Source organism: Dokdonella sp. (assembly GCF_036518555.1).
Taxonomy (GTDB): Bacteria; Pseudomonadota; Gammaproteobacteria; order Xanthomonadales; family Rhodanobacteraceae; genus Dokdonella_A.
Genome location: NZ_DATDMY010000022.1, coordinates 1 through 24,717, shown reverse-complemented (window position 1 = coordinate 24,717; position 24,717 = coordinate 1). Strand labels below are relative to the sequence as shown.

Genomic DNA, 24,717 nt, shown 5'->3' with positions numbered 1-24,717 from the left:
GCCGTGAATGCGCGTGTCGCGGCCCGCACCACCGCCGCGCTGGTTCTGCTGCTGCTCGCGCTGCGCCTGCTCTATGCGGCGACGCTGCGCGTGAACTCCGACGAACCGCAGCACCTGCACGTCGTGTGGGCGTGGACGCGCGGGCTGCTTCCCTACCGCGACGTGTTCGACAACCATGCACCGCTGTTCCAGTTGCTCGCCGCGCCCCTGCTCGCGCTCGTCGGTGAACACGACAGCGCGATCGTCTGGATGCGCGTGGCCATGATCCCCTGGTACGCGATCGTGCTCGCGTGCACGTGGACGCTCGCCGCGCAGTTGTTCGATCGTCGCGTCGCGGCGTGGTCGACGATGCTGACCGCGGTGCTGCCGGTCTTCTTCGTCACCTCGACCCAGTTCCGGCCCGACGTCGCATGGGCGGCGCTGTGGATGGCGATGCTGTGCGTGGCGTTCGGGACGCCGCTGACGCCGCGCCGTGCGGGGCTCGCCGCGCTGCTCGGCGGCGCGATGCTCGCGGTGTCGCTCAAGAGCGTGCTGTTGCTCGGCGGCCTCGTGGGTGCGCTCGCGACGGTGGGATGCTTCGGGCTCGCATCCGGTCGGCGCGTCCATCCGGGTCGCTGGTGGCCGCATGCGCTCGCCGCTGCGGCGGGCCTTGCGCTGGTTCCCTCCGCGTTCTGCGTCTTCTTCGCCTCGCAGGGGGCGTGGGATGCGTTCGTGTACGGAATCATCGGCCACAACGTGCTGCCGGGATTGGGGCGTTGGTCGCACGGCGCGGCCGGGATGTGGATCGCCGCCGCCTTCCTGCTGCCGGCATGGGCGATCGCGCACCGCCTGCTCCGCACCCGCGACGGACTCCACCGCGCCACGCTGCTGCTGACGTGCGCGTACGTCGGCATCGCGGTCACCGGTTTCTGGCCGCTGTACACGCACCAGGACCTGCTGCCGTTCATTCCGCTCGCGCTGATCTTCGCCTGTGCGGCCGCGGCGACCTGCCTGCGGCCGGGCGCGCACCGCATCGTGATGCCGGCGGTGCTCGCGCTCGAGGTGATCGCGCTGGTGCTGACCTATCCGCCCGACGGTCGGTCGGTCGGCGACTATCGCGCCGAGTTGCGCGCGCTGTTGCGGCTGACCGACGCCGACGACTACGTCATGGACGCGAAAGGCCAGAGCATCTTCCGCCATCGCCCGTATTACTACGCGCTCGAATCCATCACGCGCGAGCGCCTGCGCCGCGGCCTGCTCCCCGACGATGTCGCGGCGCGCATGGCCGCGCATGGGACCCCGGTCGTGTTCGAGCCGGGCGAGCGGCTCGCCGAGGTCGCGCACGACTTCATCGAGCGGAACTATCTGGCCGTGACACCGCTGATCCGCGTGCTCGGGCAGCGGCTCGACGCGACCGGCGCCGGCGTGCCACGCGACTTCGTCATCGCCGTGCCGTCGCGCTACGACCTCGTCAGCGCATGCGGGCCCGCGCGCGGCGTCCTCGACGGCACCGCGTTCACGGGACCGCGCGAGCTCGCCGCGGGCCCGCATCGGTTCGTTTCCGAGACCGACTGCGCGGTGGCCGTCGTGTGGGGCAAGGCGGTCGAACGCGGCTTCGCGCCGAGCGCCCTCGCGAGCGCGGATGCGCCGCTGCCGCCGAGCCCATGATCCGACGTGGGCCGCATCGACCGTCCTGCCACGACGACGAACGTCGCACCCACAGGCGCGGTCGCGCGGTGGCCATGAACGGCGCGAGCGCTCATCCCTCGATGGCGTCGGGCCCCGCGATGGTCGCCATTGCCGCTTCGAAGCCGTGCGCGAAGATGCCGTCTCGCACGAGGACGACGTCCGCACACTGCCAATGCAGGTCGTTGGTGTTGACGTCGGTCGTGTACGGCAGGTGGTCGGTGAGGACCTGCAGCAACTGGATCGTGCAGTTGTCGCACTCGATATCCGGCAACGTGAGCGCAATCGTCCTGTCCGTCTCGCCAACGCTCGCGATGTCGTCCGCGACGACGTTGGGATCGGAGTAGAAGTCGTCCGGTGCACCGGGCACCGAGAAGTCCTGGCCGTCGGCGTCGAAGCTGATCCGATAGTGCCCGGGATGGGTGATCGTGCTGGTCCATCGCACGGTGATCGTCGATCCTGCCGACAACGTCGTCACGTTCGCGCGACCGGTATCCGGGTCCTGGCCGCACGGCCGTCCGAATAATGTGGTCTCGTAACGCGACGTCGGCGAGACGAGATCGAAGTGCGCGCTCGCGATCGTAGGTGCGGCGAACAGGGCCACGCTTGCAGCGAAAGGACCGCATCGCATCGTTCATCCCCTGTGCCGACGGCCGGAGCGCCGCACGCTACACCCGGGCGGCGACCATGGGAAGCGGGGGTGCGCGCAGCGGTCGACAGCGAGTGCGGTGCACGCCGCTCTCGACGTCCATCTTCGTCCCGTCACGCGGACCGCGGCGCAACGCGCATCGAAGGGAACGACCATCGTCAGGAGGACGGCATTGCCCGGTCGCGTCGATGTACAAGGCGCGCCGCCTACGCGCGTCGTGACGGTAGCGCGAGGGCGCAACCATGGATCGGTCGCGGGGCCGTCGGTGTCGCTGCCTGCGTCGATCGCGGCGCTGCCTGCGGCAGGCGGCATCGTCGGCGTGACGCCGCCGTTGTCGCCGGGCGCGCCGAGCAACGGATCGGCGTCGAGGTTGCCGGCGCCGGTGTCGAATGCGGTGCTGGTGCTGCCATCCGAACGGTCGCTCGCCGCATCTCCCCCTCGACGATGCAGTGGTCCATCACCACCTCGGCGGTGCCGCCGAAGGAAACGTTGCTGTAGATTTCGGGTCCATCGCCGCGCGGGTCGAAGGTGTCGCCCCACAGGATCACATTGCGCAAGGTCGGGCTGCGACGCCGCCATTCGATGGAGAACCGCGCGCAACGTGCGCCATCTGCGTACTCGAGGAGTGCCGATGTCTCGAGCGTGGGGACGTGTGGTGTGGGCACGTGGCGCGGTGTTCATCGGCTACGGCCGTCATCACGAATGACACGCACCGTGTTCCTGCGCGTCCATGTGGAAGGCGGCGCCGTGGAGCGCCGCCTTCCTCCCCGGTTGGCGCTTCAGCGCGACGCGCTGCGCAGGTGCCGAATGGCAACCCAGCAGACCACGATCGCCATGCCGACAAGGCCAAGATCCGTCAATGCAGGAAGAGGAACAGGCACTGCTATAACCCAACACCTCCAGGTCCAGGGCGAGGTCCAGGCATTGGACCCCGTGGTAGCGGGGAGTGGAATCGAACCACCGACCTCCAGCGGGTTAAGCTAGCGAGCTGCCACTGCTCTACCCCGCGAATCCAGTCTGACGCGACGCATTCAGCCGTGCAAGCGCGCGGCGATGACCCCAGCGTGGTGCGCCCGCGCCGATCACGGAGGCCGCGGGCGGAGCGTTCGTGCGCTGACGAGTCGCCGACGCGTACGGTGTCGGCGACTGCAGGACGGCGGTGGCGAAGGTGGTGTCGATGGTGCCCACGACCTTGGATTCATTCGCAGATTCATGCGCTTGGTGCGTCGGCAGGTGGCGCCGAGCCCGTCATCCGCGCCGTCGTCGAAGGGCGGCCATGTAGCGAAGCGCGGGCAGATGGCCCGCCGCGGACGCTTCTTGCGCGTTGCGATGAAGGATGCGCGACGTCGGGCGTCGCGGCACGCCGTGCGCTACGGCGTGTCGCACGCGCCGGGAGTGCGCGCGTTCCCCGGGAGGCCGTGGTGGCGATATGCGCACGGCTGGCACTTGACGCTTCCTTCGAATAGGTGACCCATGAAACTTCGACTTCTCTCGTTCTGTGCGTTCGTCTTCGGTGCTTCGTTCGCGGCCGTCGCCTTCGCGGGTGACCCGTGCAACTGCACGGCGGTGTGGAACCAGTGCATCGCGAACGGCGGCACGCAATCGCAGTGCCAGCACCAGTTGAACGTCTGCCTGACCCGCTGCGGTCTGTAACCTCGCAACGACACGGGACGATCCGATGTGAAGGCACAACCATGATACGGACATCGCTCGACCGCCTCGGAAGCGTGCTCATCGTCCTGCTGTTCCTCGGGGGCGGCCTGCTGGCGGGCACGGCCGCTCCCCGTCTTCTCGACGCGCTGCGACCAGACCACGAGATCCCGCTGCAGGCCGGCGACTTCGCGGGCCTCGTCGCGGGCAGCGGTACGCCGCTCGTCGTGTTCTCCACCTCGACCTGCCGCTGGTGCGCACGCACGCGCGCGTACCTCGCGGACCACGGCATCGCCCACCGCGACTACGTGATCGACATCTCGCCCGAAGCGAAGCGGCTCTACGACACACTCGGTGAGCAGGGCGTACCGATCGTGCTCAGTGCGCACCATAAGCTCGTCGGTTTCAGCAGGAAGAGCCTGGCGAACTTGAGCACGATCGATGCGCAACCCGTGCCGCCGCGCTGAAGCACAGGCGCACACTGGCGTACGAACCGCCCCGCGTTACGCGCCCGGTAGCCGGGAACGTTCACGCCGAGCGATGTCGCGACGCACGCTCCACTGCCCACCGCGCGATTCCTGCGTGTGGATGCCGCCACCGCCGCGACCGCACCCCTCGAACGTACCCGCCATCGACAGAGCACCGTAGGGTGGGACGCAGCGGCACGAACACCGTGGATGATCGCGAGACGCACGACCGCAAGTCCCGCCGCACCCCTCGAGCGTACCCGCGATCGACAGAGAACCGCAGGGTGGGACGCAGCGGCACGAGCACCGTGGATGATCGCGAGAAGCACGACCGCGAGTCCCGCCGCATCCATCGATGCGTACCCGCGATCGACAGAGAACGGTAGGGTGGGACGCAGCGGCACGAGCACCGTGGATGATCGCGAGACGCACGACCGCGAGTCCCGCCGCAACCTCGAGCGTACCCGCGATCGAGAGAGAACCGTAGGGTGGGACGCAGCGGCACGAACACCGTGGATGATTGCGAACCGCACCGCCGCGAGTCCCACCGCATCCATCGATGCGTACCCGTGATTGCAGACGTCCGTCTTCAATCCGGAGATGCAGGCCCCCAGGCGAAGGCGGTCTTCGGGCTGTCCTCGATCTCGAGCTTGGCGACCTTCACCCGACGACCGTCGTCGCCCGCGAGCTGCGCGGGCATCGGCGCGAGCGCCTTGCACGGCCCGACCCTTCGCCCCAGAAGTCGACGAGCACGGGCGTCGGCGACTGCAGGACGTCGGTGGTGATGGTGGAGTCGGTGCTGGTGAAGACGTTCGGGCTGGTCACGGATCAGAGCTCACACGGCACGAATTCGAACGGAAAACTACTCCGTCCCCTTTGATAATGACACCGGTGCGATTTCTGCCTACCGGTACGGACCCGGTCCGCTCCAGACGAGGTCGCCGAGTTGGTAGACGCGCTGGATGCTGATGACGTCGCGTGCGTCGCCGATGACCTTGAGTTGCGGTGAATCCGGTTCGACCATGCGACACGCGCTGGAGCCGCGTCGCAGGGCGACCTCGAGCGGGCAGACCATCAGCCGCAGCGAGCCGGGCATCGGAAGGAAGAGTTCCGTCATGCCTTGCGCGCGCCAGGCGCGCAAACGGGTTTCGTTGGCCAGCTCGTAGTACACCTGGAATCCATCCACGGCCATGTCGGGCCCGACGGGCGGCGGCGCGTTGGTGTTGCCCCGCCCACGGGTGCTGCCGAGCTTGGCGGCCAATGCGGCACTCGCGACGGCGTTGGCATCCATGCCAGGCGGTTGTCCCCATACGTGCGGAGGACGAGCGACCTTCGCAGTCTCGCGCGCCGATTCGGTCGGCTCGGGCGCCGTGTCCGGCGATGCGTTCGTGGACTCCGCGGTGTCCGCCATCTCGGCAGGCATGGGAACGGTGGCCTGCTCGACGGGCGTGGGCGGTCGGCGCGGCGCCTTGGGCTTCTTGGGGCGTGCGCGCGTGTGGGGCGGTGGCACGGGCTCGGCGGGCGACGGCGGGAGCGTCGGGTCGATGAGCGTCACACTCATTGCGCTGCCGCCCGATTCGGCCTGCTGCGTGGCCATCGTGATCGGGGGATCGCGCATCATGACCATGACGAGCAGCCCATGCAGCAGCACCGACACCAGCGCTGCCATCCCGCGGTGCACGCGATCGGTCCGGTCTCGAGGCCCGTGGGTGGCCTGGCGCGACGTCCTGTTCATGCCGCCGTGGAGGGATGGACGCGGCGGGCTTTCATGATTCGTCCAGCAGCGGGGTCGGGAAACCGGTGGGAACGGGAGGGGCCGGGATCGTTGAATCCGCGACGAGCGCCAGCTCGGGGCCCATGGCATGCAACGACGCACGGGAACGACGATCGCACGCATCATGGCGCGTTCGAGCGGGATACGACACGGCATCGAGCGGAAAGTTTCGTGCGATGACGTCTCGAACGCGGAACGCCGGCGGCCGCGTTCGACGATCGAACCATGCCCTACCTGTCAGTCCGGTGTCATTCGCCGTCGTGCGCGCGGACCAGCGCGCGCTGCGCGGGCGTCAATGTGTTCGCCCTTCACGGCCGCCCTCACCGACGCGTTGCGCCTCCGAGGAGGAGCACTGATCCTCCGAGGAGCAACGCTGCGCCTCCCCAGGCGCTGTGCCGGTCCTCGGAGGAGGCGTGTCGATCCTCCGTGGAGGAGAGCCGGTCCTTGGCGGAGCGAAGCGGCTCCTCGCCTGGAGCAGTGCTGCTCCTCGGAGGAGCAAGGTGGGTCCTCCGAGGAGGGACGTTGCTCCTCGGAGGAGCAGCGTTCGTCCTCCGAGGAGCAGCTCAGGTCCTCCGAGGAGGAGGCCTGCTCTTGAGGTGGAGCGGCACCGGTCCTCGGTCGAGCCGTCTTGGTCCCAAGAGGAGAAAAAGGGGCGCGCGAGCCGGCGAGCCGCAGCTCACAGCGCGCGAAGTAGGCCGGATCAAGCCGCGCCAGCGGCGGATCCGGCGCTTCGCGCCTTGATCCGCCCTACTGCACTTCGGTGAGCTGTGACTTCGAGACGAGACTCATCTGTGTCGCCTGCACCTGGCCGCCCTTGAACAGGATCATCGTCGGCGACTCCGTCCCCTTTGTTGTGCGATGCGACCCTGTCCGCCGCCTGACCTGCCAGCCAAGTCGCATCAGCGCCTGCAGCAGCACGCGGGCACGAACCGACGGCCAGTGACTCACGCCGCGGCGGGCAGGACGCAATGAATGGGCACGGGAGCGGCTTCGCCATTCTCGATGCGCTCGGCTAGAACCCGCAGCGCCAGCACTTCTGCGCGCGACATCGCTTCGGTCGACGTTGCCCCGTAGACGAGGACACCGGGAACCTGCGGGACTTCCTCCCCGTTATCGCCAGTCGCGATCCTCGACGCTGAGCGCGCGCGAGGAAGCCAAGGTCATCATTGACGGAGATGGATGAACCTGCCCGGTTTTTATCTTGCTCCGCTCCAGCGCCGCTGTGATACAAGTGGATACCACCGCAGAAAATAGATTGACACGCGCGTCCGTTGCGGCATGATCCGCGCACTTACATGGACGGAGGTTGGGTCATGCGCGCGCATCGCCGCTGCGGCAATTCGCCAACGCACTATGCCGGATCGACATGGCTTGCCGCGCAATGGATAGCGCATTTCACCGTCCCCGCTCCCGGCGGGGCACGCAGACCGGGTTCGGCGTACCTCCACGACGCACGGGGCACTCCCATCAGCGATGGCTACGGGCCCGCGCGCCAGTGATCGCACTGCCCGACGATAGGTCGTCGTGCTCTCGAATGGCAATTTCCGCACTGCCGGGTCAACTGGACGGCACATGTGCTTTTTGCGCAATGCGCCACGCTGCTTGTCGTGCGCGCCAGGCGTCCTCCCATCCGGCACGCGAGCCCACCCAGCGTCATCGAGCTTGACGCGCTTGCATGAGAGCTCCGCTGCCCAAGCAATGAAATTTCCGCTTGTACTTGCCGTTCCGTTTTCCACCAATCCAAGGAAGCGATGATGATTGCCAGACTTGTTCTGCTCGCTCTTTTTCTTTTCTCGTCCGGCGCGAGCGCGTTGGGTTCCATGGACCACATTTGCGATGGCCAGCCGGTGCCATCCGGGTATGTCGTGATCGACAGAACCTGGGACCCGACGTCATGTGGAAATCCCATCATGATCACTCCGAACGTCGACGTGATCTGGCGTTACAGCGATTCGCCGGTCGGTGCCCAGGCCAATGCGTGCCTGCCGCTCACGGCTCCACCGGGATGGGTGATCGATAGCACCCAGAACGGCTATGTTTGCGGGTATCAGTACGGAGTCAACACCGGACCTTACGTCACCATCCGGCACACCAGTTGCGTCAACCAGTCGTCGACTACTTGCTATCCACCGTCGGACACGCCGCCGCCACCGCAGATCACGGTGAGCAGTCAGAACGTGGTCGTTCCGTACCAGCATGCGAGCGCGAATGTCACGCTGAGCTGGACGGCCGTCAGCACGGCATCGAACTGGCGCACCGATATCGCTTACCGGAAGGATGGAGGCAACCTGATCGTGTGGAAGGATGACGTCGGTGCCGGCTCGGCGAACTTCGCCGTGTCGCCGAACTCCACCTACACGTTCTATGCATTCCAGCACCACTACAGTACATCCAACAGCACCAGTGTCGTGGTCCATACAACGGCCGGTGCCGCACCGAGCATGCACGCGAGCCCCGCCACGGTGACGGTGCCCTGGGGCATGGCTTCTTCGGCGACGACCGTCACGTGGAATGCGCCGGGATACGGCACACTCGACTGGTGCGGCAGCACCAATGGAGGCGCATGGGCGTTCTCTGGCCTGCAGACGCTCGAGTCGGGCAACGTCGGCGTGCCGATGACACCCGGAACGACCTACGCGTATCGCCTGTATCCGCATGGTCAGGCGGGAACATGCACGACGACGAATCTCTTGACGAGCCTGACCGTCAGCGCGGTGAGTGGCCCGCAGCCCACGATGTCAGCGAGCCCGAGCAGCGTGGTGGTTCCCTACGGGGCCGCGAACGCTTCGACGACCGTCAGCTGGAACGCTCCTGGTTATTCGAGCGTGGACTGGTGCGGCAAGGTCGGCACGGGCGCGTGGCAGTTCGCTGGCCTGGTCACCGCGGGTTCCGGAAGCGTCGGCGTGCCGATGCCGCCGAACACGACGTACGGTTATCGCCTCTATGCGCACGGGGCCGCGACCAATTGCCCGAGCACGGGCATTCTCACATCGCTCTCGGTGACGTCGACGCAAGGTGCGCAGCCGACATTCCGCATCACTCCTTCGCACGTCGTCGTCCCGCTGGGACAAACCACCGGCTCCTTCACGCTGTCGTGGAATGCGCCGGGCTACGCGACGCTCGATCTCTGGGGCAAGGTCAACAACGGCCCATGGCAATTCGGGCTGGAGATCCTCGGATCGAGCAGCGTGGGTTCGCCCCTCGACGTAGGCACGACCTACAGCTACCGGTTCTACCCGCATGGAAATTCCACGCAGTTGCTCGGGGAGATTTCGGTCAGCGCGAGCCACTAGTGCGCGTCAGCATGCATTGACGAAGCGGCCGGCGATCACGCCGGCCGCTTTTCTGCCACCGGTTGGAAGAAGGTGGGTCGGGTTCGGAGGATTCCCCACTTTTCACACGCCCGCAAGCGCATCGCCGTCGTGGATGATCGCCTTGACGCCGAAGCGAATGTCGATGCGCCATCGTCACTCGCGCAAGAGCCGCCAACCGATACGATGCCACGACAGTACGCCCGCGCGAGTTGATCGAACCAGCGTCGCAGTGGCGGCAACGAGTACTTCGCGACGAGCAGTACGGGCAATCATCCATGCCACGAAGGTCGCGAGCGCCAAGATCAGCAGCAACTGGGCCAGTCGCTCGCGCGTGCGGGTCAGCGAGTCCTCGAAGCCAACGCCATGGCGATGCGGCTTCAGGTCACGGAAGCTCTGCTCGATCTGCATGCGACGCGCATAGATGACCACCACCTCGTCATGCAAGGTTTTTCCGACTATCCACCCTGCACGTCGTTTTCTGGCAAGTCGGAATTGTGGGGAAACCTCAGACTCCGTCCCCTTTGTTTCCTGCCGGCGCTCGCACATCACGTTCGCGTTGCCCCATTCGATGGAAACGGAATAGTCTGCAGGCGTACTGCCTTCCGTGATCCTGGCGACGTTATCGCCCTTGCTATAGAGACGCTCGTCCGCACGCACACGCTTGCCGGGGGTCCAGCCCTGCGCCGCGAGCCGGCGATCCATGTCGACGACCGTGATCGGCCCCGCCCGTCGACGGAACGCACCGCGGATGATGACCACTGTCGCTTGGGCTTTGGTGGTGCGCGGTTCCTCGATCTTTTCGCCATCGAGCGCCGCGACGATGCCGTCGATCTCCGCGCCGGCACGCGATCCGGTGAGGCGGACGCTGTGATTGAGGTAGCGCTGGTTGTCGACGACAACCCGCGCCACGGCAACGAAGACGAGCAGCCCGACGATCGTGCGCGCGTACTTGAACGCCTGAGTGGCGCGGCTTTCGGAAGGTGTGTTCATGCGATAGCGAACGATCGTCTCACAATGCGGCGTCGATGACCTTGACGAGCTGCGACTTCGAGACGAGGCCCATCTGCGTCGCCTGCACCTGGCCGCCCTTGAACAGCAGCATCGTCGGCGCCGAGCGCACGCCGTAGGCGAGCGCGGTCTTCGGGTTGTGGTCGATCTCGAGCTTGGCGACCTTCACGCGGCCGCCGTAGTCGCCGCGAGCTGCGCGAGCACCGGCGTTGTCGACTGTTGGACGTCATTGGCGAAGGTTGCGTCGGTGATGGTGAAGAATGCGGGCTTATGTAATTCACTATACTGACGGCCGGCACGGAGGGCTGCATGAATCGCTTCGAAATTTCCAGGGCCCCTGGTACACCGTGTCCGCGAGTGTCGGGCCGTGCCTCCGGCGGCATCGCTTGGTTGCGTGCGCGCCAGATTGCCCTCGGCGTGGCCACAGCGTTGTGCCACGGCGCGTTCGCCGGCGCCGCACCTCCGGCAGGCCATCCGGCGTGGCTCACCGTCACCAATTGCGACGATCATGGTCCGGGGAGTTTGCGCGATACGCTCGCGGTAGCGGCCGCCGACGACTGGATCGATCTGAGTCAGCTGACCTGCAGCACGATTACGCTGACCACGGGCGCATTGTCGAGCGCCCAGGCCAACGTCACGCTCTCCGGCGCGGGGGTCACGATATCGGGCGCGGGCAACAGCAGCGTCATCCGTCACATGGGCGGCGGCACGCTGGAGCTGGATGGCGTCATCATCGAGCATGGGCGTCATGCAACCGACGATTACTTCACGGTCGGTGGATGCATCTATACCCGTGGCGATCTCTTGAGCTTTGGCATGACCGTGCGCAATTGCGTCGCCGAATCCATTTCGCCTCTACCGGCAAACGTCCTCGGCGGCGGCATCTACGTGGTGGGCGACGCGACCCTTTATGGCGCGGTCATCGAGGACAACGCGGTCGTTGCGGGAACCGAGAGCGATTTCACCGTGGGCGGCGGTCTTTACGTCAACGGCTTCCTCGTACTTTCCGGCAGCTCGGTGTCCGCCAACTCGACGGTCGGCAGGCAGAACAACGCGAGCGTGAACTTCGGCGGCGGCCTCGTAGCGGATGCCGCCTATATTCGAAACTCGACGATCAGCGACAACTATGCCCACATGGGAGGTGGTGCGGTGCTCGGCTTCATCGATGGCCCATTCGTCGAGTCGGAAATCGTGCAAAGCACGATCTCCAATAATGCCGCGCACACGGGCGCGGGCGGTCTCGTCAGCACGGATTCGCTGCTCAAGATCTGGAACAGTACGATCGCGTTCAACACCGCTGAAGCGGAAGAGTTCGGGCCAAGTTGCGGTGGTGTCTTCGCATTCGGCGGCGAAGAATACGTCAGCCTCCGCAGTTCGATCATCGCGAACAATACGATCGCCGGCGTCGATGCGGATCTGTGCGAGACGGACTGGACGGCGCAGGTCGTCGGTTTCGGCAATCTCGTCGTCGCTTCGAACAAGCCGCTGCCGCCGGACACCCTGCAAGCGGATCCCTTGCTCGCACCACTCTCGGGCAACGGCGGCACGACGCCGACGCACGCGCTTCTTCCGGGCAGCCCCGCGATTGATGCGGGAAACAATACGCAGTATCTGCACTACGACCAGCGCGGTGCTCCGCGCGTCGTTGGAGGCACAGCCGACATCGGCGCCTTCGAGCTCCAGCCCGACGCCATCTTCTTCGACGCATTCGAAGAGGCGCCAGCCCACCTCATAGCGCGGCGTCGATGACCCTGGTGAGCTGCGACTTCGAGACGAGACCCATCTGCGTCGCCTGCACCTGTCCCTGATGGCCGCTCAAACTGCGCCATTCGTGGTCGGGTCAAATTGCACCACCGCGTCAGTGCAAAGCATCTAGGCGACGGTAGAACGGGAGGACCTTATCCGATATCGCCTGCCCGATCGCGCCGTCCGCCACATCGAGGGGGATTGCGTCGATTACTATTCCTGGATCGATGTCATACAACACCGTGGCGGTATCCCGAAAGATCATCTCGTCAACGTACGCGGCAACCACACCAATCAACCAACTCGAGCGACTTGGCTGGTCAGAACATTGATACTTGACCAGGTATGCAGCGCTCACGATCGGGTGCGTGGCGTACAGGATTCGAAGCGACTTAGCCATCGGAGGTAGATCGTCGAGAGGTTCCCACTGAACGAGACGGATCACCGACAGAATCTCGTGATCCGGCGTCACGCATAACGAGCCGTGTTTGAGCAATGCTTCGACCTCCCAAGGCACGAACTCCCGTCCGAACTCGCAATTGGGATTCAGGTGCAACGGCGAACCTCGGGTGGCCTCGAAGAACTCACGCCCCGTCATTGCGACGCAATGACTTACCTGCAGTGCCCTTTGCTGGATCCTGGCCGGAGACGTGAAGAATGGCGCCACCCAGGTGCCGTCCTCCCGAAGAAGATGGGCGAGAGCAAGACGCGTTCCTGCTGGAAGGGTTCCGCTCCCGCGCAAGGTAGGCGCTGAAACGAGCGCCAAGATCTCCGCATCCAGCAAATGGCGATAGAACGCCGGCCGCCAGCCGGGCTCTTTTGTCGCCTGCTCTAGCAGGTGTTCGAGTTCGGACAGGCCTGGCATCAACGGGGCTCCTCATTGGACTCTTCGCCCCCCGTGGTGTGCTCGCGTGTCAGTTCGTCGCTCAGCGCTCGGACTCCGTCGAGACGTCCCGCGCTCATCTCCGCAGCGAGTTGCGATATGAAGTGCCTTCTGCGAAATGGATCTTTCAGCGACCGAAGTTGGTCGAATACATTTCCAACTGCCACCATTCGCTCCCTCATCGCGTTGGTAACCATCATGGGCAGTGTGCCGGCGATAGGTAGACCTGCGGGTAGCCCGCCGAAGGCCCGGCACATCGACTCATCGAGATCCAACACCTTTGCCGCGTTGCCGTAGTCCTCGAGCGCGCCATGCGCTAGAGCGGCGTTGACTGGATTGTTTTCTTTCAGATGCGGATGAACGGGCTCGTAGGAAACTCTACGGCCGTCGGGGGAAGCGTCCAGTCGACCGGAAGAGAGCGCCTTGAGCATCGCGTCGAGTGCTGCCTCGATCTGAGCCACGTCACCCGCATCCGGCCCAAAGCGCGGCACCCATGTCAACTCGATCCGCCGCTCCGCGAGCAGCACGCCGTCTCGACTGGCGCGAATCAGCCATTGCTGGTCCTCCAACTCATGGCCAGGCAGGTACGCCTCGAACAAGACGCCATCCTGCGAGTACTCGCTCCACTTCAGCATGATTCCTCCGGCATCGCGATCGGCTAGTCAGCATGCGGTCGCGCGTGCTCCAGCACGGACTCAGATACAGGCGATGTCCAATAGGCATCACCCAAACGACTTGTCCAGACGAAATTGGTCGCAAACGTGCTCAACGGAATCGCCACATGGCGACTGAACATCGCAATCGGCCGATCCAGGCCGGCGCGATCGCACATCGTGTGCATCGAGCGAGCGAACTCGCGTTCTGCCGCCGCTTGGCCGCTCCCTCCATGACGCAGGAACCAAGCGGCGACGTTCTTGGCGGCGCTCCACATCAGCGCGCAGCCTTGTCCGATCGACTGCTGCGCGAGGATGGGCGGGAGCACCGCCGCCGCCGCGGTCGCCAGGCTTGGATTGAGGTTGTGGGAAGACAGTGCGTACTCACCAAAGGCAAGGCATTCGGCAACACCGAGAGCCTGCCAAGTGTCGCCGAGCACTTCCCGTGTGCGCGGTGTCGAGGCGAAGGTGTCGAGGTAGGCTCGTAGCCGCAGCGGAAGGCTGCTCCGAGTCAACTCATCCCACACGATGTACCAGTCGGCATCTTCGAAGCTCACGTCTGCCCACGTCGCGTCGGTGGCCGCGTTGTCGCAGCGGCCTCGAGATCGAACCGGCTCCAAGACGCCCGCACGCAATAGCGTCAGCAGCAATCGATGGCGGAGAGCCCGATGCGGCGCGAGTCGTGGACCCAGCCCGGGGTATGGCGATACGCGGCGAAATCCAGTGTCGGCGCCGGCCTGGAGCGTGGAGAGCAAGGCCATGGCGACAAAGACGCCGAGCTCCTCCACGTCGGAAGGACAGCCTTGCTCGACTACAGGTGATTTCGGCATGCAGGTTTGCCGCCACTCGATCCGGCCATATCGACGATCTCGGTGTTCCTGCCGCGCCAGCTCCTTCAAATGAACACTATAGATTGTAGTCCCATAGGGCTCAATCGGCTTTCATCCGGGAATTCCCGGAAGTTCACGGATGCCGAGCAAGCGATCCCTTCCTGCAGCGCTCAAGATGGCCCGCAAATCGCGCGGCCTGAGCCAGGAGGCGTTTGCCGATGTGTCCAGCCGCACGTACATGAGCACGCTCGAGCGCGGCCTGAAGAGCCCAACACTCAACAAACTCGCGGATATTTGCGATGTTCTCGGCATACATCCGCTTACCCTATTGACCCTGTCGTATACGGGCGGGAGTGCCAGTGAGGTCGACGCCTTGATCGCCCGCGTGCGCAGGGAGTTGACCGCGCTCACGCGCCGGGTTGCCAGCTGACCAGTTCACGCTTGCGCTTCTTGCTACCTTCGCGGCGGCGTTCTCTCATACGCCCCGTTGGCCTTGTCTCCGCAAGTCGATGCGTCTACCGTGCGCACGCCGATCCCTTCGCGTGATCGATGAAGAGCCGACGGACCCCGCGATGCCCGAGCTTGTCGAAGAATTCGAGTCGCGTCTGACCGATCGCTATGGTGAATTCGTTCCGCCGTCGGCATTGTGGAAGGAATTGGGCTTTGCGACGCCGGCGTCTTTCCGCAAGGCGTTATCGCAGGAGCGAGTGGAAGTTGAGGTGTTCGACATCTCAGGACGCCGTGGGTCGTTCGCACGCGCATTGGACGTAGCCCGTTGGCAAGCCGCCGTATATTCTGGACGGCGGCGAAACTCCAAGACTGTCAGCAATGCATAGTGGGGCCTTGACGTTGCCCGTTGAGGCAGGTCAACTTGCGACGACCTGAACCGGTGTAAGCTGATTCCCGTCCGAACGGTCTATTGCTGGCGTACCTGATCAACCGATGCCATTTCGACGCCGCCATCGCCGCTGGATTGCGCTCCTAGCGCTACTCGGCCTGCTGTTCCAGCAGCTGGCCATGGCGTCGTACGTCTGTCCGATGGAAAGCGGAACCCCGACGGCCGTGATGACCCTGGCCAAGGTTACGCCGTGTCACACCGGTGGTAGTTCCACGGACAAGGCGCGTTGCCAGCAGCACTGCTTCCCCCAGCCGCCGTCTCCTGATCACCCGCCGATGCCGACGGTGCCGGCGATGCTGCCGGCGACCACCTGGCTGCCGGTGTCCGACGATCGTCTCCTGCAGACGCACGGCATGAGCGCTTCGCGTCTTGTTGCCAAGGCGACCGCACCTCCGCTGACCATTCAGCACTGCACGTTCCAGATTTGAGCCCCCACCGCGAGTTCGTGGCGCCGCGCTTTGCGCGGCTCGTCTGCGTTTGCTGTTGGAGGTTCTATGTTGTCGTATTCGATTGCGCGCACGCTCCGTCGTGGCGTTGGCCATGCGCCGCCCGCGTGGGCGCGCCTTGCTGTCCTCGCACTTTCACTGGGTATCACTCGGCTCGCGTTTGCCGGCGAGACCGATACACACCCCTTGTCGCTCGACGAAGCCGTGCGTCTCGCCGAAGCGGACTCACCCGCCATCGAGGCACGCAAAGCGGCCGTCACATCGGCTGAAGACGCCGTCGCACCCGCGGGGGCGTTGCCTGATCCCCAACTGGTCGCCGGCATCGACAATCTTCCGGTCACGACCGGCGATGCCTACAGTCTGACCCGCGACTTCATGACGATGCGCAAGGTCGGCGTCATGCAGACCTTCCCGCAAGGCGAGAAGCGCCGCTCGCGCACCGAACGAGCACAGGCGATGGTCGCCCGAGAACGCGCGCTGCTGACAAACGAGCGCCTTTCCGTACGGGAGAGCGTTGCCCGCGCCTGGATCGCACGTGCCACGACCCAGCGCCGGCTCGAGCTCGTACGAACGCTGCAGCCACGCGCCGATGCGCAACTCGCTGCGGCCACTGCTGCCCTGAGTGCGGGCCGGAGTTCAGCCGCCGACGCGATCGCCGCCAAGGCGGCGCAGGCGGCGCTGGCCGACCGTCTCAATCAGCTCGAGCGCGAGGTCGACGATACCCGTGCCGACTTCATTCGCTGGCTGCCCGGTGTGGCCGAACGTCCCTTGGGCGATGCGCCGGATTGGTTGAACCTCGGCATCGATCCAGACGCGTTGATCACGCATATCACGCGCCATCGTGAGCTGCTGACCTACGCCGCGTCCGAACAGGCGGCGCAGGCTGACATCGCATTGGCCCGTGCGGACAAGCATCCCGACTGGTCGGTCGAGCTCGACTACGCGCAACGCGGCCCGCGGTATTCGAACATGATCTCGCTGGAATTCCGAGTTGACCTACCGATCTTCGGAACGCACCGCCAAGATCCGCTGATCGCATCCAAGGTGGCGGCCGCCGAACAGATCGCTGCGGAACGTGACGACGCGCTGCGCATGCACACTGCCGAGTTGCGCAAGGCGTTGACCGCTTGGCGTAATGCTGGCCAGCGCGTGCAGCGCTACGAACATGATTTGATCCCCTTGGCCGACGATCGTGCCGATGCCGCACTGGCGGCCTACCGCGGTGGACGCGGCGATTTGCAGGCGTCGTTGACTGCGCTCGACGATGCCATCGAGCAACGTGTCACATACACCGAACTACAAAACACGCTCGGCCAAGCCTGGGCGACGCTCCATTTCGCATTTCCGGAGGAGCGTTGATATGCGCCCGATCCCGCTGATTGTTGTTGCCGTCGCTGGCCTTGCGGTCGGCATCACGTCCACCTGGTTTGGCATGCGCCGGGGACACGACGCAACCCCAACGTCGGCCGCGTCGGCGCAGACTGAAAAAAAGACGCTCTACTGGTACGACCCGATGGTTCCGGACCAGCACTTCGACCATCCGGGCAAGTCGCCCTTCATGGACATGCAGCTCGTGCCGAAATTCGCTGGAGATGCGGGCGGTAGCGGCGATGTCGTCAGTATCGATCCACGCCAGGTGCAAACCCTCGGGCTGCGCACGGCTCGTGCGGAACGTGGTCAGCTGGTCTCGAGCGTGCGTGCGAGCGGCTCCGTCGCTTTCGACGAACGCGTCGTGACCGTCGTGCAAGCGCGAACCGCCGGCATCGTCGAACGGCTCGACGTGCGCGCACCGCTGACCCCAGTGAAGCAGGGCCAACCGCTGCTCACCGTGCTCGCGCCGGACTGGACCGCAGCGCAGGCTGAGTATCTGTCGCTGCGGCGCAGCCGGTCTCCAGGACTCGAGGATCTGCGCACCGCTGCGCGGGAGCGCCTGCTTCTGCTCGGCATGAGCGAAGGACAGATCCGGGCCGTCGAGCAACGCGGTCAGGCGCAAACACGGATCACGATTGTCGCGCCGCGCGATGGCGTCATCGGGGAGCTCTCGGTCCGCGAGGGCGCTACCGTGGCAGCCGGTACGCCGATGCTGCGCATCAACGGCCTCGACACGGTGTGGGTCAATGCGGCGATTCCGGAAGCACAGATCCATCGCGTGACACCCGCGTCTTCGGTCGAAGCCGAGTTTCCTGCCTATCCCGGAGAACGCTTCAGCGGTCAGGTGGAATCGTTACTGCCGGATATCGATTTGGCGACGCGTACGCAGACGGCGCGCATCGTGCTCAAGAATCCCGGTCACCGGATCGCACCGGGAATGTTCTCTCGACTCACGTTCGCGGGTGCCGCCGAGAAGACTGCCGGCGTGCTGGTGCCGAGCGAAGCGGTGATTGCGACCGGCACGCGTTCGGTTGTGATCGTCGCCGAGGGCGATGGGCATTTTCGGCCGCAGGAAGTCCGCCTCGGCGACGAAGCCGACGGGAAGTCCAACGTGATCGAGGGCATCAAGGACGGCGAAACCGTCGTGTTGTCGGGTCAATTCCTGATCGACTCCGAAGCCAGCCTCAGCGGCACGCTCGCGCGACTCGGTGGCGGTAGCTATGAATCGACCGGGGCGAACGATGCGGTCATGCCGAGCGATGACGCCCGCCCGCTGCACATGACAAGCGGAATGGTTGAGAGGATCGAGGGTGATCACTGGACCATTGCGGCCGACGCGATTGCGTCGCTCGATATGGGCGCGATGACGATGACGTTCATCAAGCCCGCGTCGCTGGAGGCCGTCTCCATCCAGCCGGGTCAACGGGTGAGCTTCTCATTCGTGCGCCGAGCCGATGGCGCGTTCGAGATCAGGAAGATCGCGCTCAATCGCAATGGGGGCACGCCATGATCGCGCGCCTGATTCGCTGGTCGATCGCACAGCGCTTCCTGGTGCTGATCGCTGCCTTGTTTCTCGCGGCCTGGGGCATCTACGCGCTACGACAGACGCCCGTCGATGCGCTGCCCGATCTCTCCGATGTGCAGGTGATCATCCGTACGAGCTGGCCAGGGCAGTCACCTCGGATCATCGAGGACCAGGTCTCGTATCCGTTGACCACGACGATGCTGTCCGTGCCCGGCGCGAAGACTGTGCGAGGCTATTCGTTCTTCGGCGACTCCTACGTGTACGTGCTGTTCGACGATGGCACGGACCTGTATTGGGCGCGTTCGCGTGTACTCGAGTATCTGAATCAGGTGCAGGCGCGATTACCTGCCGGAGCGCGCGCAACGCTGGGGCCCGATGCCACCGGCGTCGGCTGGATCTACGAATATGCGCTGGTGGATCGCAGCGGACAGCACGATCTGTCTGAGCTGCGAGCCCTGCAGGACTGGGTCCTGAAATACGAGTTGAAGACGGTGCCCGACGTTGCTGAGGTCGCGACGGTCGGCGGCATGGTTCGCGAATACCAGATCGTGCTCGACCCAGACCGCCTGCGCGCGTACGGCATCACGCACAACCAGGTCGTCGAGGCCGTGCAACACGCGAACGGCGAAGCCGGCGGCTCCGTGTTGGAACTGGCCGAGGCCGAATACGCCGTGCGTGCGAACGGTTATCTGAAATCACTCGATGATCTCCGCGTCGTGCCGTTGAAGACCGGTGCTGGCGGGGTGCCTGTGTTGCTCGGCGACGTCGCACGTCTGCAACTCGGCCCCGAGATGCGTCGCGGCATCGCCGAACTCGATGGCGAAGGCGAAGTCGTTGGCGGCGTTATCGTGATGCGTTCTGGCAAGAACGCCCAAGCGACGATCGATGCAGTCAAGGCGAAACTGGCGACGCTGAAAGCCAGCCTGCCACCCGGTGTCGAGATCGTCGGAACCTACGACCGCTCGCAGCTGATCGGACGCGCGATCGACAACCTGCGCGGCAAGCTGCTCGAGGAGTTTCTCGTCGTCGCACTGGTCTGCGTCGCATTCCTGTTCCACCTGCGTTCCGCGCTCGTCGCAATCGTCGCGTTGCCGCTGGGTGTGTTGGTGGCATTGATCGTGATGCACGCACAGGGTATTAACGCGAACATCATGTCGCTGGGCGGGATCGCGATCGCGATCGGTGCGATGGTCGACGCCGCCGTCGTCATGATCGAGAACGCACACAAGCATCTGGAAGCCTGGCAGCACGCGCATCCTGATCGGCTGTTAGGTACTGAAGAGCGCTGGCGACTGATTGGCGACGCAGCAGCAGAGGTCGGGCCGGCGTTGTTCTTCAGCCTGCTCGTGATCACGTTGTCCTTCGTGCCTGTCTTCACGCTGGAAGCGCAGGAGGGGCGCCTGTTCGCGCCACTCGCATTCACCAAGACCTACGCGATGGCTGCCGCGGCTGGTCTGTCGGTCACGCTCATCCCGGTACTGATGGGCTACTGGATCCGCGGTCGCATTCCCGACGAACAGGCGAACCCGCTGTCGCGGGCATTGATCGCGTTGTACCGCCCAATCCTCGACGCAGTCCTGCGCTGGCCGAAGACGACCCTCACAATCGCTGCGGTTCTGCTGCTCGCTACGCTCTGGCCAATTAGCCGTCTCGGAGGAGAATTCCTGCCACCGCTGGATGAAGGCGACGTGCTCTATATGCCGACGGCGCTACCCGGTCTGTCGTCCGGCAAGGCCGCGCAGATTCTGCAGCAGACCGACAAGATGATCCGGACCGTACCCGAAGTCGCCAGCGTGTTCGGCAAGGCGGGTCGTGCCGAGACTGCGACCGATCCTGCTCCGATCGAGATGCAGGAAACAACAGTGCGGCTGAAGCCGCGCGAGCAATGGCGACCCGGCATGACGCCGGAGAAATTGATCGAGGACCTGGATCGCAGCGTGCGCATGCCGGGCCTCACCAACCTGTGGGTGCCGCCGATCCGCAATCGACTCGACATGCTGGCCACCGGCATCAAGAGCGCGATTGGCATCAAGGTCAACGGCAGCGACCTGACGGTCATCGACCGAGTGGCTACCGAGATTGAACACGCGGTCAAGGACGTGCCCGGTGTCACCTCCGCGTTAGCCGAGCGACTGACCGGTGGGCGCTACATCGACGTCGACATCGATCGCGCTGCCGCGGCGCGTTACGCACTCAACATCGCCGACGTACAGAGCGTCGTGTCGGCCGCAATCGGTGGAGAAACGATCGGCGAGACGGTCGAAGGTCGCCGCCGCTTCCCGATCAGCGTACGCTATCCGCGCGAGCTGCGCGACAGCGTGCAGAAGCTGCGTGACCTGCCGATCCTGACGCCGGCTGGTGCGCAGCTGCCGCTCGGCAGCGTGGCGCGTATCGAACTGGCCGACGGCCCGCCGATGATCCGCAGCGAAAACGGACGGCTGTCCGGTTGGATCTACGTCGATGCACGTGGACGCGATCTCGCGTCCGTTGTGCACGACATGCGAGAGCGTGTCGCGCACATGATCACGCTACCCGCGGGCTACTCCGTCACCTGGTCGGGTCAGTTCGAGTACCTGGAGCGTGCGGTCGCCAAGTTGAAGATCGTCATTCCGGCGACGCTCGTGATCATCTTCGTGCTGTTGTACCTGACGTTCGGTCGCGTTGATGAGGCGTTGCTGATCCTTGCCAGCGTGCCGTTCGCTTTGATCGGCGGGTTCTGGGTCATGCTGCTGCTCGGTCACGCGATGTCGGTCGCCACAGCGGTCGGATTCATTGCGCTCGCAGGCGTCTCGGCCGAATTCGGCGTGATCATGCTGCTGTACTTGAAACACGCATGGGAGGGGCGTCTCGCGGCCGGCGAACGCGCAGACGCAACGACGCTGGTCGCTGCAATCCGCGAAGGTGCAGTGCAGCGCGTACGGCCGAAGGCGATGACCGTCGCCGTGATCCTTGCCGGCCTGTTGCCGATCATGCTCGGCCACGGCACCGGTTCGGAAATCATGCAGCGCATTGCTGCACCGATGGTCGGCGGCATGGTGACAGCGCCGCTCTTGTCGATGCTCGTGATACCGGTCGTGTATCGCTTGCTACGTGGCCGCAGGTTGGCGGCGGCCAGGGCTTCTCAAGCTACGCCTCAACCTGGCGCAGTATGAGGAGATCAGCGTCGATCATCATCATGTCTGCGATCTCAAGCATGCGCATCCAAATGCTCGATCACCGGGCAGCTGGCATCGGTGGCGTTCGCGTCGCAATCGGCGATCCAATGCGCGAGTTCCGATCGCAACTGCTGCAATTCGTTGAGACGCTCGTCAATCAAAGACACTTTAGCAGCTGCCAACGCGCGGGTCTTGCTGCAGCAGACGCGAGACCGCAGGTTCAACAGCGTGGTGATCTCGGTCAGCGTGAAGCCCACCGCCTGAGCCCGTCGGATGAAGCGCAAGCGGTCGACGTCCGCAGCGTCATAGCGGCGAATCGCGCCCAATGGGCGGGTGGGTTCCGGCAACAGTCCGCGGCGCTGGTAGTAGCGGACGGTTTCGACGTTGACGGCCGCCGCTTTCGCGAGACCGCCGATGGTAAAGGGCGTGGGCATGGCTTGACTCCGTACCGTAGTACGGACCTTAAGCTACACGCTCAGTTCCCTCCGATCGAGCATTTCACGCATGAGCGACAACAAACGCGTCATTGGCGCCGCCAGCGGCGCTCTCGGTTTAGGTGCGTTCGCCGCAGCCCTAGGGACGTGCTGTATTGCGCCGTGGGCGGTGAGCCTGCTGGGTGTCAGCGGTGCCGTCGCGCTGGCCCGCTTGGCGGTACTGCAGCCGTACGCACTGATTGCCGCCGGCATCCTGCTCGCTGTGGCCTTTGTCTGGGCCTACCGGCCTGCGCGGGCTTGTGCCGATGGCACGTGCGTCACCGCCAGCAAACGTCGACTGCGCTGGACCGTTTGGATCGCCGCTGCGATCGTAGCCGTCCTCGCCGTGTCTGCGCTGATGCCGACGTTGTTTACGCCGAACTAAGGATGCTCACGGTGCAGAGAACTGTTTCCTGGCTGCTCCTGATTGCCCTCTGCGCAGGCGCTATGTCGTGTTCTGCTACCGATCAGACAACGCCGCCGGCACCCCTCTCAAGCGTGACGGTGCTCAACGACGATGCAAGCCAGTTGCGAGAGGACTTCAATCGCGCGCGGGGATCGGTCCGCCTCGTGTTAATCGTCGACCCGCTGTGCGCGGTCTGTCTGCGCGGTATGGCAGACGTGAATGACGCGCTCCTGGCCAGCATCACCGATGCACGCCTGCAGACGTTTGTCGTCCATGTGCCGGTCCTCGGTGCAACGGCCAAGGACATTCCGCCATCGATGGAACTCATGCATAACCCCAATGTGCATCACTACTGGAATCCATCGGGCAGCTTCGGGCGTCAGGTGCAAGACGCATTTCACCTCGAGCATGAAGGCAAACCGGTGTACGCGTGGGACGTCTGGATGGTCTATGCTGCGGATGCGACGTGGCCAGCGGGCACAGTATCGACACCCGCGCTGTTCATGCACCAGCTTTCGACCCTAAGCGGGCAACCCGGCCGCCCGTTTCTCGACAAGGATGCGTTTGCAGCAAAGGCACGCACACTTTTGAACAGCCTGCCATCAGCGCCGACGGGTAAGTGACATGTCGATGACGCTGATCCTGACGAGCACGTTGACCTGTCCTCACTGTGGGCATGCGACCGTCGAAACCATGCCCACCGACGCCTGCCTGTTCTTCTTCGACTGTTCCCAGTGCGGTGCGTTCTTGAAGCCAAAAGCGGGAGATTGTTGCGTCTTCTGCTCGTACGGCGACGTGCCGTGTCCGCCGATACAAGAGCAAAAGTCCTGTTGCGGGCAGTAACGTGCTGCGCTTCATGGCGCACGTGCGGCTCATGCGGCGCGCAGGACCAGGACGACGTAACGTATGGCGATGAAGATGGCTTCCAATCCACTGCCCACTGGCGTTGGCGCAGCCCTGCTGGCCGCCACACTGTTCGGCGCCAGCACGCCGCTCGCGAAGACGCTGCTTGGGAGCATCCATCCCGTCCTTCTGGCGGGCCTGCTTTATGCGGGCTCCGGGATCGGCCTTGGGCTCTGGCTCCTGCTACGGCGATTGGTCCGGAATGTCACAAGCGAAGCACCGCTAAGGCGTCGTGACCTGCCGTGGCTGGGCGGCGCAATCGCGTTTGGCGGGATCCTCGGCCCGGCACTGCTCATGCTCGGCCTCGCCGCGACGCCGGCATCGACAACCTCGTTGTTGCTGAATCTCGAAAGCGTGTTGACCGCACTCATCGCCTGGGTTGTTTTTCGCGAGAACGTCGACCGACGCGTGTTTCTCGGAATGCTCGCGATTGTCGCTGGGGGCATCGTTCTCGCCGTGCAATCGGATGCGCAGACACGGTTCCCCTGGGCGGCACTGGCAATTGCTGCCGCCTGTCTGTGCTGGGCGATCGACAACAACCTGACTCGCGCCGTCTCAGGAGGCGATCCCGTCCAGGTCGCAGCCATCAAGGGGGCCTGCGCAGGCACCATCAACACCGGCATCGCGCTCAGTCTTGGTTATCACGTGCCGGATTTGACGCACGTTGCCGCCGCGGCGGCGTTGGGTCTCGTCGGATATGGTGTCAGCCTCGTGATGTTCGTGATCGCGTTACGACATCTGGGTACCGCGAGAACCGGCGCGTACTTCTCGACAGCGCCATTTGTGGGCGCCGCGCTATCTCTTGCCTTGCTGCGCGAAACACCCAATCTCGCCTTCGATATTGCCGGTCTCCTCATGGCAATCGGCGTATGGCTGCACGTCAGCGAAAGCCATGCGCACG

General features: G+C 64.7%; 22 protein-coding genes, 1 tRNA gene and 2 pseudogenes. 15 read left to right on the top strand and 10 right to left on the bottom strand.

The features are described from left to right. Positions 1 to 3 precede the first annotated feature (3 nt). The gene (locus tag VI238_RS01425) at positions 4 to 1,647 is read left to right on the top strand and encodes a glycosyltransferase family 39 protein (protein WP_331647667.1); all 1,644 of its coding nucleotides are present in this window, start codon (positions 4 to 6) and stop codon (positions 1,645 to 1,647) included. A 91-nt stretch (positions 1,648 to 1,738) separates the two neighbouring features. On the opposite strand, the gene VI238_RS01420 is transcribed toward VI238_RS01425, so the two are convergent. From VI238_RS01420 to VI238_RS01410, 3 genes are all read right to left on the bottom strand, one after another. Continuing rightward, complete coding sequence (locus VI238_RS01420; RefSeq protein WP_331647665.1) at positions 1,739 to 2,269, bottom strand: SCE4755 family polysaccharide monooxygenase-like protein; 531 nt, start codon at positions 2,267 to 2,269, stop codon at positions 1,739 to 1,741. Between the two features lie 30 nt (positions 2,270 to 2,299). After that, complete coding sequence (locus VI238_RS01415) at positions 2,300 to 2,893, bottom strand: choice-of-anchor Q domain-containing protein (RefSeq protein ID WP_331647663.1); 594 nt, start codon at positions 2,891 to 2,893, stop codon at positions 2,300 to 2,302. Between the two features lie 355 nt (positions 2,894 to 3,248). Then, a tRNA-Val gene (locus VI238_RS01410) sits at positions 3,249 to 3,323 on the bottom strand. 464 nt (positions 3,324 to 3,787) lie between these two features. On the opposite strand from VI238_RS01410, the gene VI238_RS01405 reads away from it, so the two are divergent. Both VI238_RS01405 and VI238_RS01400 read left to right on the top strand, forming a co-directional pair. Next, the gene (locus VI238_RS01405) at positions 3,788 to 3,967 is read left to right on the top strand and encodes a hypothetical protein (RefSeq protein ID WP_331647661.1); all 180 of its coding nucleotides are present in this window, start codon (positions 3,788 to 3,790) and stop codon (positions 3,965 to 3,967) included. A 41-nt stretch (positions 3,968 to 4,008) separates the two neighbouring features. Beyond that, positions 4,009 to 4,431: a glutaredoxin family protein gene (locus VI238_RS01400; RefSeq protein WP_331647659.1), complete on the top strand. Its 423-nt coding sequence runs from the start codon at positions 4,009 to 4,011 to the stop codon at positions 4,429 to 4,431. Between the two features lie 904 nt (positions 4,432 to 5,335). Here VI238_RS01400 and VI238_RS01395 read toward each other — a convergent pair. Beyond that, positions 5,336 to 6,088 (bottom strand): type II toxin-antitoxin system RelE/ParE family toxin, encoded by a 753-nt coding sequence (locus VI238_RS01395; protein ID WP_331647657.1) that lies wholly within the window; start codon positions 6,086 to 6,088, stop codon positions 5,336 to 5,338. A 1,868-nt stretch (positions 6,089 to 7,956) separates the two neighbouring features. Between VI238_RS01395 and VI238_RS01390 the strand changes: the two genes are divergently transcribed. Then, positions 7,957 to 9,498, top strand: a complete 1,542-nt coding sequence (locus tag VI238_RS01390) for a hypothetical protein (RefSeq protein WP_331647655.1) — start codon at positions 7,957 to 7,959, stop codon at positions 9,496 to 9,498. Between the two features lie 291 nt (positions 9,499 to 9,789). On the opposite strand, the pseudogene VI238_RS01385 reads toward VI238_RS01390, so the two are convergent. Both VI238_RS01385 and VI238_RS01380 read right to left on the bottom strand, forming a co-directional pair. After that, positions 9,790 to 10,065 (bottom strand): annotated as a pseudogene (locus VI238_RS01385) (transposase); the annotation flags it as partial. Between the two features lie 463 nt (positions 10,066 to 10,528). After that, positions 10,529 to 10,699 (bottom strand): annotated as a pseudogene (locus VI238_RS01380) (thioredoxin family protein); the annotation flags it as partial. A 137-nt stretch (positions 10,700 to 10,836) separates the two neighbouring features. Between VI238_RS01380 and VI238_RS01375 the strand changes: the two are divergent. Next, a complete protein-coding gene (locus tag VI238_RS01375; RefSeq protein WP_331647651.1) occupies positions 10,837 to 12,276 on the top strand; it encodes a choice-of-anchor Q domain-containing protein in 1,440 nt (479 codons plus the stop codon). Positions 12,277 to 12,385: 109 nt separating this feature from the next. On the opposite strand, the gene VI238_RS01370 is transcribed toward VI238_RS01375, so the two are convergent. The 3 genes from VI238_RS01370 to VI238_RS01360 are packed head-to-tail and all read right to left on the bottom strand — an operon-like array spanning position 12,386 to position 14,366. Then, positions 12,386 to 13,138 carry an enhanced serine sensitivity protein SseB C-terminal domain-containing protein gene (locus VI238_RS01370; protein WP_331647649.1) on the bottom strand — a complete coding sequence of 251 codons (753 nt, stop codon included), beginning with the start codon at positions 13,136 to 13,138 and terminating at the stop codon, positions 12,386 to 12,388. After that, entirely contained in the window at positions 13,138 to 13,791 is a 654-nt protein-coding gene (locus VI238_RS01365; protein WP_331647647.1) for a hypothetical protein, read from the bottom strand. Before VI238_RS01365 ends, VI238_RS01370 begins: the two co-directional genes overlap by 1 nt. A gap of 23 nt (positions 13,792 to 13,814) precedes the next feature. Then, positions 13,815 to 14,366 (bottom strand): hypothetical protein, encoded by a 552-nt coding sequence (locus VI238_RS01360; RefSeq protein ID WP_331647645.1) that lies wholly within the window; start codon positions 14,364 to 14,366, stop codon positions 13,815 to 13,817. A gap of 412 nt (positions 14,367 to 14,778) precedes the next feature. On the opposite strand from VI238_RS01360, the gene VI238_RS01355 reads away from it, so the two are divergent. The 6 genes from VI238_RS01355 (at position 14,779) to VI238_RS01330 (ending at position 22,031) form a co-directional block, all read left to right on the top strand. Continuing rightward, positions 14,779 to 15,069, top strand: coding sequence for a helix-turn-helix transcriptional regulator (locus VI238_RS01355; RefSeq protein ID WP_331647643.1), 291 nt, complete (start codon positions 14,779 to 14,781; stop codon positions 15,067 to 15,069). Between the two features lie 112 nt (positions 15,070 to 15,181). After that, complete coding sequence (locus VI238_RS01350; protein WP_331647641.1) at positions 15,182 to 15,475, top strand: hypothetical protein; 294 nt, start codon at positions 15,182 to 15,184, stop codon at positions 15,473 to 15,475. 106 nt (positions 15,476 to 15,581) lie between these two features. Then, the gene (locus VI238_RS01345) at positions 15,582 to 15,965 is read left to right on the top strand and encodes a hypothetical protein (protein WP_331647639.1); all 384 of its coding nucleotides are present in this window, start codon (positions 15,582 to 15,584) and stop codon (positions 15,963 to 15,965) included. A 66-nt stretch (positions 15,966 to 16,031) separates the two neighbouring features. Further along, positions 16,032 to 17,342: a TolC family protein gene (locus VI238_RS01340; RefSeq protein WP_331647637.1), complete on the top strand. Its 1,311-nt coding sequence runs from the start codon at positions 16,032 to 16,034 to the stop codon at positions 17,340 to 17,342. A 1-nt stretch (position 17,343) separates the two neighbouring features. Further along, positions 17,344 to 18,864, top strand: a complete 1,521-nt coding sequence (locus tag VI238_RS01335; RefSeq protein WP_331647635.1) for an efflux RND transporter periplasmic adaptor subunit — start codon at positions 17,344 to 17,346, stop codon at positions 18,862 to 18,864. Next, complete coding sequence (locus VI238_RS01330) at positions 18,861 to 22,031, top strand: efflux RND transporter permease subunit (RefSeq protein WP_331647633.1); 3,171 nt, start codon at positions 18,861 to 18,863, stop codon at positions 22,029 to 22,031. Before VI238_RS01335 ends, VI238_RS01330 begins: the two co-directional genes overlap by 4 nt. A 35-nt stretch (positions 22,032 to 22,066) precedes the next feature. Here VI238_RS01330 and VI238_RS01325 read toward each other — a convergent pair whose 3' ends face one another. Then, positions 22,067 to 22,468 (bottom strand): MerR family transcriptional regulator, encoded by a 402-nt coding sequence (locus VI238_RS01325; RefSeq protein WP_331647631.1) that lies wholly within the window; start codon positions 22,466 to 22,468, stop codon positions 22,067 to 22,069. 70 nt (positions 22,469 to 22,538) lie between these two features. On the opposite strand from VI238_RS01325, the gene VI238_RS01320 reads away from it, so the two are divergent. The 4 genes from VI238_RS01320 to VI238_RS01305 form a co-directional block, all read left to right on the top strand. Next, positions 22,539 to 22,892 carry a mercuric transporter MerT family protein gene (locus tag VI238_RS01320; protein WP_331647629.1) on the top strand — a complete coding sequence of 118 codons (354 nt, stop codon included), beginning with the start codon at positions 22,539 to 22,541 and terminating at the stop codon, positions 22,890 to 22,892. A gap of 2 nt (positions 22,893 to 22,894) precedes the next feature. Then, positions 22,895 to 23,536 (top strand): hypothetical protein, encoded by a 642-nt coding sequence (locus VI238_RS01315; protein ID WP_331647627.1) that lies wholly within the window; start codon positions 22,895 to 22,897, stop codon positions 23,534 to 23,536. 7 nt (positions 23,537 to 23,543) lie between these two features. Next, positions 23,544 to 23,756, top strand: a complete 213-nt coding sequence (locus tag VI238_RS01310) for a GDCCVxC domain-containing (seleno)protein (protein ID WP_331647723.1) — start codon at positions 23,544 to 23,546, stop codon at positions 23,754 to 23,756. A 63-nt stretch (positions 23,757 to 23,819) separates the two neighbouring features. Beyond that, positions 23,820 to 24,717, top strand: an 898-nt coding sequence (locus VI238_RS01305; protein ID WP_331647625.1) for a DMT family transporter, incomplete at its 3' end; no start/stop codon positions are given.

Bases quoted from the DNA above. Each gene is read 5' to 3' on its own strand.
- VI238_RS01415 (WP_331647663.1), bottom strand. From the start codon at position 2,893: ATGGCGGCGTCGCAGCCCGACCTTGCGCAATGTGATCCTGTGGGGCGA.
- VI238_RS01405 (WP_331647661.1), top strand. From the start codon at position 3,788: ATGAAACTTCGACTTCTCTCGTTCTGTGCGTTCGTCTTCGGTGCTTCG.
- VI238_RS01400 (WP_331647659.1), top strand. From the start codon at position 4,009: ATGATACGGACATCGCTCGACCGCCTCGGAAGCGTGCTCATCGTCCTG.
- VI238_RS01390 (WP_331647655.1), top strand. From the start codon at position 7,957: ATGATGATTGCCAGACTTGTTCTGCTCGCTCTTTTTCTTTTCTCGTCC.
- VI238_RS01375 (WP_331647651.1), top strand. From the start codon at position 10,837: ATGAATCGCTTCGAAATTTCCAGGGCCCCTGGTACACCGTGTCCGCGA.
- VI238_RS01370 (WP_331647649.1), bottom strand. From the start codon at position 13,138: ATGCCAGGCCTGTCCGAACTCGAACACCTGCTAGAGCAGGCGACAAAA.
- VI238_RS01365 (WP_331647647.1), bottom strand. From the start codon at position 13,791: ATGCTGAAGTGGAGCGAGTACTCGCAGGATGGCGTCTTGTTCGAGGCG.
- VI238_RS01355 (WP_331647643.1), top strand. From the start codon at position 14,779: ATGCCGAGCAAGCGATCCCTTCCTGCAGCGCTCAAGATGGCCCGCAAA.
- VI238_RS01345 (WP_331647639.1), top strand. From the start codon at position 15,582: ATGCCATTTCGACGCCGCCATCGCCGCTGGATTGCGCTCCTAGCGCTA.
- VI238_RS01340 (WP_331647637.1), top strand. From the start codon at position 16,032: ATGTTGTCGTATTCGATTGCGCGCACGCTCCGTCGTGGCGTTGGCCAT.
- VI238_RS01335 (WP_331647635.1), top strand. From the start codon at position 17,344: ATGCGCCCGATCCCGCTGATTGTTGTTGCCGTCGCTGGCCTTGCGGTC.
- VI238_RS01330 (WP_331647633.1), top strand. From the start codon at position 18,861: ATGATCGCGCGCCTGATTCGCTGGTCGATCGCACAGCGCTTCCTGGTG.
- VI238_RS01325 (WP_331647631.1), bottom strand. From the start codon at position 22,468: ATGCCCACGCCCTTTACCATCGGCGGTCTCGCGAAAGCGGCGGCCGTC.
- VI238_RS01320 (WP_331647629.1), top strand. From the start codon at position 22,539: ATGAGCGACAACAAACGCGTCATTGGCGCCGCCAGCGGCGCTCTCGGT.
- VI238_RS01315 (WP_331647627.1), top strand. From the start codon at position 22,895: ATGCTCACGGTGCAGAGAACTGTTTCCTGGCTGCTCCTGATTGCCCTC.
- VI238_RS01310 (WP_331647723.1), top strand. From the start codon at position 23,544: ATGACGCTGATCCTGACGAGCACGTTGACCTGTCCTCACTGTGGGCAT.